12 protein-coding genes are annotated in these 17810 nt (G+C 59.6%); 7 read left to right on the forward strand and 5 right to left on the reverse strand.

Features of this window, described 5'->3' with window-relative positions; genetic code table 11:
* Window positions 1-4 precede the first annotated feature (4 nt).
* Window positions 5-667 (reverse strand): GGDEF domain-containing protein, encoded by a 663-nt coding sequence (locus HV832_RS08245; RefSeq protein ID WP_176803080.1) that lies wholly within the window; start codon window positions 665-667, stop codon window positions 5-7.
* A 166-nt stretch (window positions 668-833) separates the two neighbouring features.
* Between HV832_RS08245 and HV832_RS08250 the strand changes: the two genes are divergently transcribed.
* From HV832_RS08250 to HV832_RS08260, 3 genes are all read left to right on the forward strand, one after another.
* Window positions 834-1733, forward strand: a complete 900-nt coding sequence (locus tag HV832_RS08250) for a 1-aminocyclopropane-1-carboxylate deaminase/D-cysteine desulfhydrase (protein ID WP_176803082.1) — start codon at window positions 834-836, stop codon at window positions 1731-1733.
* A gap of 319 nt (window positions 1734-2052) precedes the next feature.
* The gene (locus HV832_RS08255; RefSeq protein ID WP_176803084.1) at window positions 2053-4302 is read left to right on the forward strand and encodes a DEAD/DEAH box helicase; all 2250 of its coding nucleotides are present in this window, start codon (window positions 2053-2055) and stop codon (window positions 4300-4302) included.
* 286 nt (window positions 4303-4588) lie between these two features.
* Window positions 4589-5926 (forward strand): alpha-amylase family glycosyl hydrolase, encoded by a 1338-nt coding sequence (locus tag HV832_RS08260; RefSeq protein WP_176803086.1) that lies wholly within the window; start codon window positions 4589-4591, stop codon window positions 5924-5926.
* Between the two features lie 20 nt (window positions 5927-5946).
* Here HV832_RS08260 and HV832_RS08265 read toward each other — a convergent pair whose 3' ends face one another.
* Both HV832_RS08265 and HV832_RS08270 read right to left on the reverse strand, forming a co-directional pair.
* Window positions 5947-8100 carry a C1 family peptidase gene (locus HV832_RS08265; protein WP_176803088.1) on the reverse strand — a complete coding sequence of 718 codons (2154 nt, stop codon included), beginning with the start codon at window positions 8098-8100 and terminating at the stop codon, window positions 5947-5949.
* Between the two features lie 163 nt (window positions 8101-8263).
* Complete coding sequence (locus tag HV832_RS08270; protein ID WP_176803091.1) at window positions 8264-9199, reverse strand: peptidylprolyl isomerase; 936 nt, start codon at window positions 9197-9199, stop codon at window positions 8264-8266.
* A gap of 326 nt (window positions 9200-9525) precedes the next feature.
* Between HV832_RS08270 and HV832_RS08275 the strand changes: the two genes are divergently transcribed.
* The gene (locus HV832_RS08275) at window positions 9526-10086 is read left to right on the forward strand and encodes a hypothetical protein (protein ID WP_176803093.1); all 561 of its coding nucleotides are present in this window, start codon (window positions 9526-9528) and stop codon (window positions 10084-10086) included.
* 53 nt (window positions 10087-10139) lie between these two features.
* Here the strand turns inward: HV832_RS08275 and HV832_RS08280 are convergent, their stop codons facing one another.
* Complete coding sequence (locus tag HV832_RS08280; protein WP_176803095.1) at window positions 10140-10289, reverse strand: hypothetical protein; 150 nt, start codon at window positions 10287-10289, stop codon at window positions 10140-10142.
* A 35-nt stretch (window positions 10290-10324) separates the two neighbouring features.
* On the opposite strand from HV832_RS08280, the gene HV832_RS08285 reads away from it, so the two are divergent.
* Entirely contained in the window at window positions 10325-15082 is a 4758-nt protein-coding gene (locus HV832_RS08285) for an NAD-glutamate dehydrogenase (RefSeq protein ID WP_176803097.1), read from the forward strand.
* 8 nt (window positions 15083-15090) lie between these two features.
* Here HV832_RS08285 and HV832_RS08290 read toward each other — a convergent pair whose 3' ends face one another.
* Entirely contained in the window at window positions 15091-15333 is a 243-nt protein-coding gene (locus tag HV832_RS08290; protein ID WP_176803098.1) for a GNAT family N-acetyltransferase, read from the reverse strand.
* On the opposite strand from HV832_RS08290, the gene HV832_RS08295 reads away from it, so the two are divergent.
* Window positions 15328-15519 carry a hypothetical protein gene (locus HV832_RS08295; RefSeq protein WP_176803100.1) on the forward strand — a complete coding sequence of 64 codons (192 nt, stop codon included), beginning with the start codon at window positions 15328-15330 and terminating at the stop codon, window positions 15517-15519. The genes HV832_RS08290 and HV832_RS08295 overlap by 6 nt on opposite strands.
* Window positions 15520-15600: 81 nt before the next feature.
* Window positions 15601-17670, forward strand: a complete 2070-nt coding sequence (locus HV832_RS08300) for a M13 family metallopeptidase (protein WP_176803105.1) — start codon at window positions 15601-15603, stop codon at window positions 17668-17670.
* The last annotated feature ends 140 nt before the right edge of the window (window positions 17671-17810 follow it).

Here is a 17810-nt window from a genome sequence, read left to right on the forward strand (position 1 = left end):
GTGTTCAGTCATGCGCATCCGGATCGAAATCCGGCAAGGGCAGCTCGGCCTCCGCCAGACTGTCCGGGCCTTTTGCTTTGGCTTGCATCAGCGCTTTGGTGGCACGCTGCAGCATGCTGTCGGCGCTGTCTTTGATGGCGTTGGTGGTCACGCCGGCCGAAAAACTGACCTGCAACCCGACTGCCAGCGTGTGCCAGTCGCGTTCTGTCAGCCGCTTGCGGACGCGGGCAAGCGCCTTCAGGCTCTGATCGAGCCAGGTGGTCGGCATCACGATCGCAAATTCATTGGCGGCGACCCGACCAAACGAATCGAGCGTGCGCAGGATATCCAGCGCATCCTGCGCCATCAGTTGCAGGACTTTTTTGGCGATGGCTTGTCCGTGCTGTTCCAGAATCTGCTCCAGCCCGTCGATGCTGATGACGGCCAGCGTGAAGGTGTGGCCGGTGCGGTAAGAGCGAGCCAGTTCGGCTTCCAGTGCTGCCAGCAGCGCGCGCCGGTTCAGTGCGCCGGTCAGATGGTCGTGCTGGGTCAGGCTGTCGAGCTGGGTCAGCACGGTTTCCAGCGTCGGCAGCAGATTATCCTGCTGGCCGGTTTCTTTAATCTGCTGTATCAGTTGCGATAATTGTTGTCTGGCTTTCGTCAGGGGCTGATTCAAATCGGCAGGCATATCCTCTCCAGGAAAAATCCGGCTTTGCGGGCATTCAGGTGAATGCCCGCGGCAGTGCGTTCCCGCAGCGCGCATTGCCTGCCAGTACCGGAATGGATTGCCGGCAGAGGACGTGCAATGTCAGCGTACAATGCCACTTTACCATTGAGTGACTTCCTTTCGCACCGTGTTTTCAGCCACCGCTTCACCCTGCCAGCGTATCGACAGCAGCCTGTTTCCCGGATTGCAGGTATGGGTCAAACGCGATGACCTGTTGCATCCGCAGGTGTCCGGCAATAAATTCCGCAAGCTCAAATATCCCTTGCTGGCGCTGAATGGACGCCGTGCGCATCTGGTCAGCATGGGCGGCATCTGGTCGAATCATCTGCATGCGTTGGCGCACGCTGCCGTGTTGCACGGCCACAGCGCAACCCTGCTGGTCAGGGCGGCGCCGGGCATGGACAGCGCCATGCTGCAGGATTGCAGGGCGCTGGGCATGCAGCTGCAGTATGTAAGCCGCGACGATTACCGTCGCTTGCGCGAGGAACCCGACGCATGGCGGCGTCATGTGGCACAGCCCGGTCCGCAGCATGTCTGGCTGCCGGAGGGCGGCAGCGTGGCGGCGGCATTGCATGGCGTGGCGGAGCTGGCGGACGAGGTCATCACGCAGTTGGGGTTCGTGCCTGAGCAGGTGGCGCTTGCCTGCGGCACCGGCGCGACGCTGGCCGGCGTGCTGGCAGGGCTGGCGGGGCGCAGCCAGGTGCTGGGTGTTGCTGTCCTGCGCCAGGCAGAGTATCTGCATCAGGATATTGCCAGGCTGCAGCGCGAGGCCGGTTACCCGGTACAGCGGAATTATCAATTGCTGACGCAGTTTCACCACGGCGGCTACGCTAAAATCAGTCCTGCCCTGAGCGTATTTTGTCAGCGTTTTGCCGAAGAAACCGGCATTCTGCCGGAACCGGTATATACCGGAAAAATGTTCTATGCCTTACATCAGCTGGCGCTGGAAAACGTGCTTCCGGCAGGTAGCCGGTTGCTGGCGGTGCATACCGGCGGCTTGCAGGGTTTGCGCGGTTGGGCAACATAAAATCAGCACCAATAACATGCAGGTCGTGCTGCGTTTGTGGTGACGGTCATCTGTGAGCCGCCTGTACAAGGCAGCTTTACCGCCATTGACTGCTCCTCTTTGCCGTTCTCTGAACTCATTAAATCGTGGCAGCCGTCAGCCAACAGCGAAGCGGGGGCAATATCCCGTGTGTTCCTGACATTTAAACCGGTTTTCAGCGCATTTCCGCAGCAGATTGCCGCTGTTTTCGCCCTGATTGCATGACAAGGGAGTAAACTGCGGGTTTGTCTGTCGCATTCTTGTCGCATCCCGCGATTCGAGCGAACTTGCGAGTATCGCCATGTCTGAATCCACTTCCCCCCTCTCTTTTTCCGATCTGCAACTGAGTGACGCGATTTTGCGCGCCTTGCAGGATGTCGGTTACGAAACCCCGTCGCCAATCCAGGCGGCCACCATCCCTTATCTGCTGGATAACCGCGACGTACTCGGTCAGGCGCAGACCGGTACCGGTAAAACGGCGTCCTTTGCCTTGCCGGTACTGTCGCGCATCGACACCCGTCAGACTGCGCCGCAGGCGCTGGTGCTGGCGCCGACCCGCGAACTGGCAATCCAGGTCGCCGAAGCATTCCAGACGTATGCCCGCTATATTCCCGGCTTCCATGTACTGCCGATTTACGGCGGCCAGAGCTACGGACCGCAATTATCGGCACTGCGGCGCGGTGTGCATGTCGTGGTCGGCACACCGGGCCGGGTCATTGATCATCTCGATAAAGGCTCACTCGATCTGTCCTCACTGAAAACCCTGGTGCTGGACGAAGCCGATGAAATGCTGCGCATGGGTTTCATTGACGATGTCGAACGCATTTTGCAGGAAACACCGGACACCCGGCAGACTGCCTTGTTCTCCGCCACCATGCCATCGGCCATCAAGCGCATTGCCCAGACCTATCTGAACCAGCCGGCGGAAGTCACGATCGCCGCCAAAACCGGTACGGCCGACAATATCCGTCAGCGTTACTGGCTGGTCTCCGGCATGCACAAGCTTGATGCCCTGACCCGCATCCTGGAAGCTGAAACCTTTGATGGCATGATTATCTTCACCCGCACTAAACAAGGTACCGAGGAGCTGGCAGAAAAGCTGGATGCGCGCGGGTTTTCTGCCGCTGCGATCAACGGTGACATCAACCAGCAGCAGCGCGAACGCACTATTCAGCAACTGAAGGACGGCAAGATCGACATCCTGGTAGCAACCGATGTCGCCGCCCGTGGCCTGGATGTGGAGCGCATCAGCCATGTCATCAACTATGACGTGCCGTATGATCCCGAAAGCTATACCCACCGTATTGGCCGCACTGGCCGCGCCGGACGTAGCGGCGAGGCGATCCTGTTCATCGCCCCGCGTGAAAAAAACCTCCTGAAAGCCATTGAGCGCGCCACCCGTCAGCCGGTGGCGCCGCTCGAGCTACCGACCATCCAGACCGTCAACAACGTGCGGATCGCCCGTTTCAAGGAACAGATCACCACCACGCTGGCGCAGGGCGGACTGGAAGAATTTGCCGCAGTGATCGAAAGCTACGAGCAGGAGCATAATATTCCGGCGCTGGAAATCGCCGCCGCGCTGGCAAAAATGGCGCGTGGCGATGAACCGCTGCTGCTCGATAAAAACCGCCGCGAACCGAAGGCCGACGACAGCTGGCGCGATGAACGTCCGGCCCGCGGCGAGCGCCCTGTACGCAACCGTGGCGACCGCTTTGAGCACGGCGAACGTGGCGAACGCGCGCCGCGCCGCGAACATAGTCCGCGCGTAGCCGAACCCGGTATGCAGACTTACCGGATCGCGGTCGGCCATGAGCATGGCGTCAAGCCGGGCAATATCGTCGGCGCGATTGCGAATGAAGCCAATATTGAATCGAAATACATCGGCCGTATCGATATCTACGACGATTACACCGTACTCGACCTGCCGGACGATCTGCCTGCCGACATGCTCGACCATCTGAAATCGGTGCGCGTGGCGGGCCAGTCATTGCGGATTCAACCGGTCGGCGGGCAGGACGGAAAAGCTGCCGCGCCAGCACCGACCCGCAGCCCGTCAGCACCGGTAGCAGTCAGAAGTCCGGCCGTGGAAAGCCGCCTGAACCAGGTAGTGGAACGCGCTGCCCGTCATGTTCCGGCAGCCCCGGAAGCAGAGCGCGCCGCCAAGCCCCGTAAGGAAAAAACGCCGAAAGCGGATTTCCCGATGCAGACTTACCGCATCGAAGTCGGCAGCGCCGATGGCGCGACACCTTCCAATATCGTCGGCGCGATTGCGAATGAAGCCGGACTGGAAGCCCGTTACATCGGCCGCATCGAGATTGCCGATCATCACAGCATGATCGATCTGCCGGATGGCATGCCAAAGGATTTACTGAATTATCTGAAGGGCGTCTGGGTTGCAGGCAAGCAGATACGCATCAGTCCGGCAGGTGCCGGCGGGCATGAAAAGCCCGATTTCCCCGTCAAGCCGCGGGTGGCCGGGGGTGATCGCCGCGTGATGGAAAAACAGCAGGGCAAGCCTGCCGCCAAAGCGAAACGTCCACCGAAAAAATAAGCCGGCAGCGCAGTCTGGCACGGCACCATCAAGCCGGCAGGACAGGGGAATTTCTCCTGTCCTGCTGGTTTTTTTATATCGATTCACCGATAAAATGTAATCAAACTACGTAAATTATTTATTCGTTAGTTTTGAAAAAAGGAAGAAATTTTCCACTTTTAATCAATTATTTTCTGGTTTTTCTTGTCTTCGCGATTATGTTAATGTACCTTTACTACAAAATATAATTTCTGTTGCCGGCTGATTCACAGTCGCCGGTATCACCCTCTGACCCGCGGAGACAAGTATGAACACCCGTCTGATCCTGGCTTTACTGAGCGCCCTGTGTTTGCCTGCGCAGGCGCAAACTGTTTCAACCGTGCACCATCCCGACTGGGCCGGTAACGCCAGCATTTATGAGGCCAATATCCGCCAGCATTCGCCGCAGGGCAGCTTCCGTGAATTTGAGAAATACCTGCCTGAGCTGAAAAAAATGGGCATCGGTATTATCTGGGTGATGCCGATTAATCCTATCGGTGAAAAAAATCGCAAAGGCCCGCTGGGCAGCTACTACGCGGTGCGCGACTACAAAGCGGTGAATCCCGAGTTCGGCAGTGCTGAAGATTTTCGTCATCTGGTGCAGGCGGCGCATGCGCTCGGCATGAAAGTTATTATCGACTGGGTTGCCAACCATACTGCCTGGGACCATGACTGGGTCAGGACGCATCCTGAGTATTATCTGAAAGACGACAAAGGGAATTTTGTACCGCCGGTGGCAGACTGGCATGATGTCATCAAGCTGGATTACCGCCAGCCCGGCTTGCGGCATGACATGATTGACGCCATGCGTTTCTGGGTCACGGATTTTGATATCGATGGTTTCCGTTGTGACGTCGCCGAAATGGTGCCGACCGATTTCTGGAATGAGGCGCGGGCGGCGCTTGAGCAGATCCGCCCGGTGTTCATGCTGGCCGAAGGTGAAGCGCCCGACCTGCAGGAAAAAGCGTTTGACATGACGTATGCGTGGCAGCTCAAGGATGTGTTCGGCGACATCGCGCAGGGCAAAAAAAATGCGAATGATCTGGCCGCGTATTACGTCGGACCGGAACAGCGCTTTCACCCGAATTCCTACCGCATGGTGCAGACCTCCAACCATGACCTGAACTCCTGGGAAGGCACGGAATACGAGCGGCTGGGCGATGCGGCAGAGAGTTTTCTGGTCTTGTCGACGCTGCTGCCGGGCATGCCTTTGCTGTATTCCGGTCAGGAAGCAGGCAACCATAAACGGCTGGAATTTTTTGAGCGCGATCCGATTGTCTGGAAGCCACATCCTTTCCGCGATTTATATACCCGCCTATTCCATCTGAAACAGCAGAATCACGCGCTGTGGAACGGCACGGCAGGCGGTGCGCTGGTGCGGATTCCCAGTTCGGTGGACAAGGCTGTGTATGCCTTCCGGCGTGAGCAGGGCAAGGACCGGGTAGTGGCGATTTTCAATCTGAGCGGGCAGCCGCAGCAGGTCAGTTTTGCCGGCAACCTACCGGCCGGTCAGTATCATTCGCCATTCAGCCAGGGCAACATCAGTCTGAAAGCAACGGAGCAGATGACCCTCAAACCGTGGGAATACCGGGTGTTTGTGCAATAAGAACGTTCTGTCGGTCAGTCTTATGGCCGCGCCAGCAAGGCTTTTCTGCCGCGCAGGCGCTGTAGCAGGGCGCCGAGCAGATCCAGATCGAGCGCCAGTGCTGCGTGGCTGACCGGCTGTTCGCCAGACACCGTGCGCAGCGTGCGGCGGCTGATCAGATGCAGGCGCTGTTGCTGCGCCGCTGTCAGTCCGGTATTGGCGCGGCTTCCGGCGGCGGCAGCGATCGGAATATTCTTGCCCCAGAACTGTTGCTGCCACTGCTTCAGCGCGGGCAGGCAGGCCGGATTCCAGCGGTTGCGGGAATGGTCCCTGTGTTCCTGATCCGCCGCGAAAAAACTGTCCGCCAGACCGATCAGCGGCGTCTGGCAACGGTCTTCCAGCGCATTTGAAATCAGCGTCAGCAGTGAGTGGCGGTAAGTCCCGGAAAACGCATCCTGCTGTTCGCGCTGTGCATCCAGCACATCGATATGTAGTTGCGCAGGGCGTAGCTGGCCGCGCCGCATCGCTTCGCCAAAATACCGGCCGGCATCCTCCGTATTGCATGCCGGTGCAATCAGGGAACAACTGACCACCGGCATATCGCGCAGGCCTTCCAGCAGCTGACCGCACAGCAGGGCGCCTGCCGAGTGGCCGATCAGATGCAGCTGCGGCCGGCTGGCCGGCGATGCGCTACGCGACAGCGTTTGCAGTGCGCGGATCAGCACATGCAATGCGCGCGGCGGATCGTCCGCTGCCGTCGCCTGCTGCGCCTGATGCCGGCACTGGGTCCAGCTGGCCCGGAGGCCGGCGGCATCGGCTCCGGCTTCTGTACGGCGGTCCAGCGCGGCCTGTTCCTGCGCTGACAAATGCGCCGGGATACTGTCGCCGGACATTTGCTGCAGGCGTTCCGGCAGCGTCTCCATGCCATTACTCCAGTTCAGGAAAATCGGGTAGATCTGATTGGCCAGAAACCACGGTGCGAGCGCTGCGATCTGCTGTGCCTGCTGCTCTTCGCCGGCCAGACCGCTCATGGCGTAGATTGCCAGTTGCAGACGTGAGCGCAATCCTTGCGTGCGATGCCAGTCCTGTGCCGCCTGTACCACATGAGTAATGCTGTCGGCAGCGCTGGCGAACGCCACCAGTCGCTGGATGCCGCGGGTGCCGCTGTCCATGATCACGCTCAGGTTATAAGCCTGATCAGTGGTCAGCGGGCTCAGCGCATGCTGGCCGCGCTGCATGGTGCGGGCAGCCGGCGTGTAGCGGTAGGCGGGTAATGCCGGCAGTCCGGCGTCGATGGGGATGGCGCTGCGCGCAGCCGCCGGTTGCTTGCTGCTGACTGCCAGCGATACGCTGGCCTGTGCCGGGACGCCCATGGCAACCGTCCAGACATCGCTGCCATGGCTCAGCCAGTCGTCGTAGCCCAGAACCGCAAAACCCTGCTGTCCCCAGTTAATGCCCCAGGAATTTTGCACCACAAAACCGTCCTCTGTATAGCCGGTCAGCGCAAACGCATGACCGCCGGTATGCAGGCTGTGCGCGGGAATTCGCGGCAGCTGCGACAGTGTTGTAAATGGCTGTTTCAGGTTGCGTACCTGGTTCCAGCCCGCATGGATGGTGGCCGACACATAAATCGCGCCGGTCTGGGCAATCGCCGCCTGCATCGCCGTGATGTCACTTTTTTCAATCCGGTAATACACGCCCAGCGTGTGTTGCAAGGCGTCTTCCGCCCAGCCCGCATGCGGCGCTTCAAAGGCGGGCACGCTGCCGTCTTTCCTGACCGTGTAAGGCCATAAACTGCGGCGGCAGACGCCATGTTTGTGCCAGCCTTTGAGCGCGCCGCGGCAGCTTGAGCCGCTGTAATCTTCGCCCGGCCATTCATCGTAAAACTGCGCCAGGTGGTAAATCATGCGCGGACTGACCTGGCGGTGCTCCGCATCGCGCTGCCAGTACAGATAATTGATGACCGCCGCAAGTCCAAAGCCGGTGCAGGCGCCATCGCTGCCCTGATCCAGCACCATACCGGCCTTAACATAAACGGGAAGCCGTTCGGCAAACCAGGCATCGTCCGGACACTGCGGCGGCAGATGCAACACCGCCGGCGTGAACCAGCGGTCGCGGATATCGAGGCGGTCGGCGCGGGCATCCAGCCGGACGGTAGCGCGGGCGGGCAAACGGGCAGGTCTGGCAGCAGGCATCGGGTTTCTCCGGAACAGACGGCGACCAATCGGGATTAGCTGAGGATAATCCGGGCCGCGCTCAGGTTACGTTTAAAAAAATGCCCCGTGCTGAGTAACAAAGCAACGGGGCAGTGATGCATGGGGCGCGCGGGACACAGGTGTCTGCCGCGCAGCCGGATGCTTATTTTTTTGCAGCTTCTGCCGCAGCCGATGCCGGGGCAGGTGTCGCAGCAGCAGCGCTGGCGGGTGCGGCAGCCGGTGCTGGTGTGATCTCGATCTTCGCTTTCGCTTTCAGATCATCCAGCAGTTTTTTCAGATTCTGCTGTTGCAATTGCTGGGTCAGACCCGGTTTCACATCGTCGAGTGCAGGTACGGTGACCGGACGGCTGTCTTCCAGCAGGATGACGTGATAGCCGAACTGGGATTTGACCGGCTCCAGCGTGAATTTGCCTTTTTCCAGCTTGGCAACGGCATCGCCAAATTCCGGCACCATGCTGTGCGGATTGAACCAGCCCAAGTCGCCGCCTTTGTCTTTGGAGCCGGGGTCTTTGGATTTGGCTTTGGCCAGCGCATCGAAAGATTTGATGTCTTTCTTGATTTTTTCAATGATGTCTTTGGCTTCGGCTTCGGTCGCGACCAGAATGTGGCGTGCCTTGAATTCATTACCGCCGGCGGAGGTCTTGAATTTTTCGTATTCCGCTTTCAGCGCATCGTCGCTGACAGTCGCGGTCTTCATGTAGTCCTTGACATAGGAATTCGCCAGAATCGACAGGCGCGCCATTTCGAGCTGTTCCTTGATTTCAGGTGTCTTGTCCAGACCTTTATTGGCGGCTTCCTGTGCGACTACGATCTGCATGGCCAGATTATCGATCACCATCTTGCGGGTTTCCGGCGTGTCCGGCATGCCTTGCGCTGCCTGCTGCTGCATGATCTGGTCGAGCTGTTTTTTGCTGATCGGCGTGCCGTTGACGGTGGCAGCAACCGCTTCCTTGCTGTCGCTGGCGGAGACGGAAGCGGTGGAAGCGCTGGCAGATGCGGCCTGGTCTTTATCGTTGCAGCCGGAAAGTGCAAACAGCGCAATCGCGCTGCCCAGAATGACACGGGATTTGATCGACATGAATTTTTCCTTCAGGTTGTATTGCTTTGCAGCGTGAATAAGGTGATTTGTCCCGGACTGGCTACCGTCACCGGCATCCGGTTGCATACCGGTTGCGGCCGGCAGACAAAATAAAAATGACGCTGAATTCTACCTGTATCACTGCCGGCTTGCCAGATTTTCACTTTTCGTTACTTTTCAGACAGCATAGACGCCCGGCGCGGCATTGGCGCGCGATGGATTGTTCTACAATGCCGCTATACGCTGCACTGCCTGTACCAACGGAACAGGGATCAGCGTCAATATCAGAAACAGATCAAGAACAAATCAGAAGCGGGGGGGTGACGATGGACGATCATGATACGCTGCCAGCCAGTCTGGCCGGGATGCTGCCGGTCGGCATGATCAGTGCGGGCGGCACGGCAGCGGCGGCCATGGCGCAGGTCGCGCAGCGCAAGCGCGGCGTGCCGGGCTGGGAAGCATTTCACTACGAGCGGCTGGCGAGCGGGGAATATGAGGTGACCGGCGGGCTGGCAGTGAATATCGGCGGCGTGAAAAAATTCCAGGGCGCACACGATGTCATTTTCGTCAGCGAAGAAGAAATCCTGGCCGAAATGCGCGCTGCGCTGGAGCCGGTGATGGCAAGGCCAGTGCCGCCGCCGGGCTTGTTGCAAGCCGTTGCCGCGCAGCCCGTATCGCCGCTGGCCGCCACTCTGCTGGAACAGAATCTGCTCGCCGCCGACATCGGCAGCCAGCGCGGCGCATACCATGCGCCTTACCTGAAAGTGGTACTTAGTCTGCCGGAGGACGAGGCGGGTCGCCAGCGCGTGCTGCAGGCATTTCATCTGCAAGCCAACCTGTTCGGCGCCCGGGTACAGGCCTGTGCTTTACAGGATAAACCGGACTAAAGCCAGCAACGCTTAATCACCTCAATTCGCGGGCATCGCCCGCAAGCTTCCTATCATGCAGCGCAGCAAGCCGCCAGCGGCTTGCGCCAGCGCAAATGCGCGGCATTTTCCGGTCTGTGCCCCGTCCTGCGCAATGCAAAGGCATTTGTGAGCATGCCGATATTGGAGGATACTGGCGCCTGATGCTGCAATGATCTTGCCATTCTTTTTTCGTCTCTGCCCATCCATAGGAGAACGTATGTCCACATCGCATTTCGCAGAGCTGCTGGCTTATGCGCAAACCCATGCCGGTCCTGCCACCGTGCGCCAGGGGCCATTCATCAGCGTGTATTTTGAAAATACCGATCCCGACGAAATCATTGCCCGCGGCCCGGCCACACTGTTTGCCCAGGCCAATGCGCACTGGCGCCTGCTGGAACGTCCGCGGCATGACGGCCTGCCGGTCGTCCGGGTATTCAATCCGACGCTGGCGGAAGATGGCTTCGTCAGCGAGCACACGGTGGTGCAGATCGTGAATGACAACATGCCTTTCCTGGTCGATTCGGTCACGATGGCGATCAACCGCAGCGGTCGCACCGCGCACTGGATCGTGCATCCGCTGATGCATGTGCAGCGCGACGCGCAGGGCTGTGTCAGCGCAGTTGCCAGCGTGGCGGCAGATCTGGCGGCGGACCGCGATACGCCGGTCGAATCGCTGATCATGGTCGAATGCGACCGCATCGTCAGCGCGGCAGATCAGCAACTGCTGGCGCAGGAACTGCAGCAGGTGCTGGCCGATGTGCGCAGCGCCGTCGATGACTGGCGGGCGATGCTGGAGAGGGTGCGCGCTGCCGGCGACAGTTGCGAGCGTTATGCCGTCGTGGACAGTGCGGACGAGGGCGTGGCGTTTTTACGCTGGCTGGAAGACCGCCATTTCACCTTTCTTGGTGCGCGCGATTATGCCCTGCAGCGCGACGGCGAGCAGCTGACGCTGGTCGCGATACCGGAATCCGGACTGGGAATTTTGCGCGGCAAAGTGCAGACCAGCCTGGCGCAGCTGCCGCCGGAAGTGGTCGCCATCATGGATTCGCAGGAAACCGTGCTGGTCACCAAGGCCATGACGCGCGCCACGATTCACCGCCCGGCATGGCTCGATTATGTGGCGATCAAACGCTACGACGAGCAGGGCAAGGTCATCGGCGAGTCGCGCTTCCTCGGGTTGTACACGTCCACCGCATATTCGGTGCCGGTCAGCGACATTCCGCGTGTGCGGCAGCGGGTTGCCGCCGTGATGCAAAGCGCTGGCGTGGTGCCGGAAAGCCATGCCGCCAAAGCGTTGCAGGCGATTCTGGACGATTATCCGCGTGATGAGCTGTTCCAGATCGATACCGCCACCCTGACCGAACATGCGCTTGGCATCCTGCGTTTGCAGGAGCGGCAGCGCACCCGGCTGTTCCTGCGGCGCGACCCGTTTGGCCGGTTTACCTCTGCCCAGGTATTTGTGCCGCGCGACCGTTACAACACTGAATTGCGGGTCAGGATCAGCAATGAACTGATGATCGCGCTCAATGGCCAATCGATTGAATTCACCCCGATGCTGACCGACAGCCCGTTGGCCAGGATTCATTATCAGATCCGCGCCAGAGACCGCGCTCCGCAGAACGTCAATCTCAGCGCGCTCGAAGCGCGCATCGCCCGACTGGCGCAGCGCTGGGAAGACGACTGTACCGCCGAGCTGCTGCGTACTCACGGCGAAGGCAACGGCCTGACGCTGGCGCACCGTTTTGCCAATGCGTATCCGACCGCTTACCGCGAGGATTTTTCGGCGCTGGTCGGTGCCGAAGACGCTGAAATGCTGGCCAGCCTGAGCCCGGCGCAGCCGATGGTGGTCAAGCTGTATCGTCCGCTGGATGCCGAATCCGGGCTGTTGCGCTTCAAGATTTATAACACCAGCAAAGTCGCTTTGTCGGATTCCCTGCCGGTGCTGGAACACATGGGTGCACGCGTGCTGGACGAACATCCTTACCAGATCGTGAACGGCGAGGCGCATCTGTGGATTCATGATCTCGGGCTGCAACTGCCGCCGGACACCGACCTGGCAGTCATCAAAACCCGTTTTGAAACCCTGTTTTCGCAGGCATGGAAAGGCGAGGTCGAAAGCGACGACCTGAACCGGCTGGTGCTGGTCACCACGCTCGACGCGCGCTCGATTGCGGTGCTGCGCGCCTGCTCCCGCTATTTCAAACAGCTTGGTTTTGCCTATAGCCAGAGCTATATCGAAGCAGCGTTGAACAAAAATGCCGCCATCACGCAGCTGATTGCCGAGTATTTCGGCGCCCGTTTCAAACCGGATTTTGCCGGTGACCGCGCCAGCGCGCAGCAGCAGCTGGGCAGCCGGATCGAGGCCGAACTGGCGCAGGTGGCGAGCCTGGACGAAGACCGGATTCTGCGTCAGTTTTTTGCCACCGTGCAGGCGACCTTGCGTACCAATCTGTGGCAGACCACGGCGGACGGCAGCTTCAAATCCTATATGAGTTTCAAGCTCAATCCGCGCGAGGTGCCCGGCGTGCCGGAGCCCAGGCCGCTGTTTGAAATCTGGGTTTATTCGCCGCGTGTCGAAGGTGTGCATCTGCGCGGCGGCAAGGTCGCGCGCGGCGGTTTGCGCTGGTCGGACCGGCGCGAAGATTTCCGTACCGAGATACTGGGTCTGGTCAAAGCGCAGCAAGTCAAAAATACCGTGATCGTGCCGGTCGGCTCGAAAGGTGGTTTCGTGCTGAAAAATGCGCCGCCGGCGGCCGAGCGCGATGCGTATCAGGCAGAAGGCGTGGCCTGCTATAAAATCTTCCTGTCCGGCCTGCTCGATATCACGGACAACATCGTGAAAGGCGCGGTGGTGCCGCCTGCACAGGTAGTGCGGCATGATCCGGATGATCCGTACTTGGTGGTGGCGGCCGACAAGGGCACCGCCACGTTTTCCGATATCGCCAACGGTGTGTCGGCAGATTATGGTTTCTGGCTGGGCGATGCGTTTGCCTCCGGCGGCTCAGTCGGCTATGACCATAAAAAAATGGGCATCACCGCACGCGGCGCCTGGGAATCGGTGAAACGCCATTTCCGCTCCATGGGCATCAATACCCAGAGCACGCCGTTCACTGTGGCCGGCATCGGCGATATGTCGGGTGACGTATTTGGTAACGGCATGTTGTTATCGGAACAGATCAGGCTGGTCGCAGCGTTTGATCACCGTCATATTTTTATCGATCCGTCGCCGGATGTTGCCGCGTCGTTCAAAGAACGCCAGCGCCTGTTCAATCTGCCGCGTTCCAGCTGGGATGATTATGATAAGAGCCTGATTTCGGCTGGCGGCGGCGTGTATCCGCGCAGCGCCAAATCGATCCGGCTGAGTGCCGAAGCGCGCGCCGTGCTCGGTATCGATACTGAAGAGCTGGCGCCGGTGGAATTGCTGCGCGCGGTGTTGCAGGCGCCGGTCGATCTGTTGTACAACGGCGGCATCGGCACCTATGTCAAGGCCACGTTTGAAACCCATGCGCAGGTTGGTGACAAAGCGGGCGATGCATTCCGCGTGAATGGCAGCGAGCTGCGCTGCAAGGTGCTGGCCGAAGGCGGTAATCTCGGTTGCACCCAGAACGGTCGCATCGAATTTGCGCAAAAAGGCGGCCGCATTTATACCGATGCAATTGATAATTCCGCCGGCGTGGATTGCTCCGACCACGAGGTGAATATCAAGATTCTGCTCGGCGCGATTGTGGAAGCCGGCGACCTGACGCTCAAGCAGCGCAACGATCTGCTGGCGTCCATGACGGATGAGGTCGGCCATCTGGTGCTGACCGATAATTATTACCAGACGCAGGCGCTTGACATCGCCACGCACCGTCCCTTGTATGTGCTGGACGGTCAGCAACGGCTGATGCAGACGCTGGAAAAACAGGGCAGGCTGAACCGTGCGATTGAATACCTGCCCAACGATGAGGAAATTTTCCACCGCAAGGCGCGCCGGCAGGGGCTGACCGCGCCGGAAGGCGCCGTAGTGCTGGCCTACGCCAAGATGTCGGTGTTTGATGAACTGGTCGCTTCCAATCTGCCGGATGACCCGTTCTTCAGCCGCGCGCTGAAAGCGTATTTCCCGCAGGTGCTGTCAGAACGCTTCGCTACCGCAATTGCCGCGCATCCGCTGAAACGCGAAATCATTGCAACCTACATCACCAATACCGTGGTGAACCGCGCCGGCGCCACCTTTGTCAATTTCATCGCTGCCGAATCCGGTGCCAGCGCGGCGGACGTGATTCGTGCATTCACACTGGCGCGTGAGATTTTTGATCTCGAACCTTTGTGGGATCAGATCGACGTGCTCGATTACAAGGTTGACGCCCAGCTCCAGCTCGATCAGTTGTCGAAACTGATTGCCATCACCCAGCGCGCTTCACGCTGGATGCTGCGCATCCGTTCCCAGAACAGCGATCTGCCGACGCTGATCCAGCGCTACCAGCCTGCGGCCCGCGAATTGCGCTGGCAACTCGACAACTGGCTGCCCGCCAGCGCGCACGCCGCCTGGCAGCAGGAAGCGCAGGCATTGGTGCAGGCCGGCGTTGAATCGACCCTGGCGCAAAACCTGACGGCGCTGGAATACATTTTCCCGGCGCTCGATCTGCTGGATCTGTCGGTGCATACCGGCAACGATATCGAGACCGTGGCGAGAGCGTATTTCGGGGTCGATGCCGAACTCGGCCTGTCCGACTGGCGTACGCAGATCAACCGTCTGCCGACGGACACCCTGTGGCAGACTCAGGCTCGCGGCAGTGCGCGCGATGATGTGTATTCGATCGCCAGCCAGATCACACGCGGCCTGTTGTCACGCGAGGAAGCGTTGCCGGTCTGGCGCGAACGGCATGCCGCCGCGATTGAACGCCTGACGCTGCTGCTGACCACTATCAGTGCTCAGAGCCCTGATCTGGCGCCGGTGTCGGTGGCGCTGCGCGAGTTGCGACATCTGGCGTGAACTCCTGCTCATGCTCCGCTGCCACGGAGCATGACGGGCAGGCTGGTTGGTTCATTCTGCGGTAGTGCCAGTTCAAAAGCGTCACTGGCTCTTTGCCGCAGAAAACCGCGATTTTCGTAAAAACGGTGCGCCGGTTCGCGCTGTATGCCGGAACACAGCCTGACCCGTTGGTAACACCGGTTCTGCGCCCAGCTGACCGCCTGTCCGAGCAGACTGGTGCCGATGCCGCGGCGATGATAGTCGCTGTGCACCACCAACGCCGTGATTTAGGCGTAACCATTACTGGCGATCAGCCTGACTCTGTGTACCTGGCACAGCCCGGCGATTTCCCCCTCTTGCTCGGCGACAAATACCGCATTGTCCGGCCAGGCCAGCAGCGCCTGCAGGCGCGCCGCGATGTCCGCCTCCGTTGCCGCTACCGATATGGCACACTGTGAATCCTTGTAAAAATAACAGACGCAGCCGGAAGCGATCGCGTCGCAACAAGACCAAGAATAACAATCCTCCTGGAGAAAATTATGTCGATATTCCGTTTATCCCACTTCCGCCTGCGCGCCGGCTGGCTGTTGCCGTTGTTGCTGGCCTTGCCGCTGCAGGCAAGCTGTGCGCAGGAACTCAGCGCCGCTGAAATCGCTGCCGTCCGTGGCGATGGCATTGACCGTAATACCGCGCCGGGCAACGATTTTAACCGTTACGCCAATGGCGGCTGGGCCGACAGGGCAGTGATCCCCGCCAGCAAAACCAGTGTCGGCGTGTTTGATATGCTGGCCGATGAATCCGATGCCAGTGTGCTGGCCATTATGCGGCGCGCAACGCAGGCAGCAGACGGCAGCCCGGAGCGCAAAATCGGTGACTTTTTTCAGGCTTACCTGAATACCGAACGCATTCAGCAACGCGGGCTGGCGCCGTTGCAGCCGCGGCTGGACGCGATTGCCGCAATCAACAGTCAAAAGGAGCTGGCACGCTATCTGGGGCAGAATCTGCGCGCCGATGTTGATCCGATCAACAACACCCATGTCGAGACGGAAAATCTGTTCGGCCTGTGGGTGTCGCAAGGCTTGCACGATCACAAAAAATATCTGCCGTATCTGCTGCAAGGCGGGCTGGGGCTGCCTGACCGTGAGTATTACGTATCGCTGAATCCAAAAATGATCGCTTTGCGCGTGCAGTACCAGCACTACATCGCCGCCATGCTGGCGCTGGCCAATGTGCCGCATCCCGAGCTGGCAGCGCGGCGGGTGTTTGATCTGGAAATGAAAATAGCAAAAGGCCACGCCACGCGTGAAGCGACTTCCGATGTCCTGAAAGCGGACAACAGCTGGCGCAGAACCGAGTTTGCCAAAAAAGCGCCGGGGCTGGACTGGAATACTTATTTTGCTGCCGCCGGGCTGGAGGCGCAACCGGTGCTGACGATATGGCATCCCGGTGCAGTCAGAAATTCGGCCGCGCTGGCTGGCAGCGTATCGCTGGAAACCTGGAAAGAATATCTGATTTTTCATGCGGTGAATCAGCGCGCCGGCGTGTTGCCGCAGGCGTTTTTTGAGCAGAAATTTGCGTTTTACAGCGCACTGAGCGGCGTCAAAGAGCCGCTGCCGCGCTGGAAATATGCGGTCAGTGCGACCAATGAAGCGCTGGGTGAAGAGGTCGGCAAACTCTATGTGCAGGAACATTTTTCTGCTGCCGCCAAAGAGCATATCCGCGGCATGGTCGATAATCTGCTGCAGGCATTTGCGCGCCGGGTGCAGACGCTGGGCTGGATGTCGCCACGCACCAAGGCCGAAGCACTGGCAAAGATTCAGAACACCTATGTCGGCGTCGGTTATCCCGACCAGTGGCGCGATTATGCAGGGCTGCTTGTCGCGGCTGACGATGCTTACGGCAACCGCGAACGGGCCGAGCTGTTCCAGTATCAGCAGGCGCTGGCAAAGTTCGGCAAGCCGGTGGACGTGCGCGAATGGTGCATGAATCCGCAGCTGGTGAATGCGGTCAACATGCCGCTGCAGAATGCGATTAACTTCCCGGCAGCCTATCTGCAGTCGCCGAATTTTGACCTGCATGCCAGCGATGCCACCAATTACGGCGCAATTGGCGCCACCATCGGCCACGAGATCAGCCACAGTTTCGACAATTCCGGCGCCATGTTCGATGCCAGGGGCGAGTTGCGCAACTGGTGGAGCAAAGCCGATCTGCAGCATTTCATGCAGTCGTCCAAAGCGCTGGCGGCGCAGTTCAGCAGCTACCGCCCTTTCCCCGATCTGGCGGTGAACGGCCAGCAGACGCTGGGGGAAAACATTGCCGATCTGGCGGGGCTGACGGCAGCGTATGATGCCTACCATGCCTCGATGGCGCAAAAAGGGCAGGCGGTGACGGCTGACACCGAGCGGGAATTTTTCCTGTCGTATGCCCGTTCTTTCCGCAGCAAGGTCAGGGACGAAATCCTCCGCACCATCATCATCACCAATGAGCATGCGCCGGAACAATACCGGGTGCAGACGGTGAGGAATCTGGATGCCTGGTATCAGGCGTTTGATGTGCAGCCGGGACAGACTTTGTATCTGACACCGAAAGACCGGGTTCGTATATGGTAAATGCCGGTGCGGGATGATCCGGCGCAGGCAAGCCGTCATCCGCAGGCTGTCCGGCCTTCATCCGGACAGTCTCGGAGTGCGCCTGCAGAAGCGGGCAATGTCGCTCATAATGCTAACCAGTGAACTATTCCGGTTGGTCC

Origin of the sequence: Cognatundibacterium oligocarboniphilum, from assembly GCF_013377855.1 — a bacterium.
Classification (GTDB): domain Bacteria; phylum Pseudomonadota; class Gammaproteobacteria; order Burkholderiales; family Burkholderiaceae_D; genus Undibacterium; species Undibacterium oligocarboniphilum.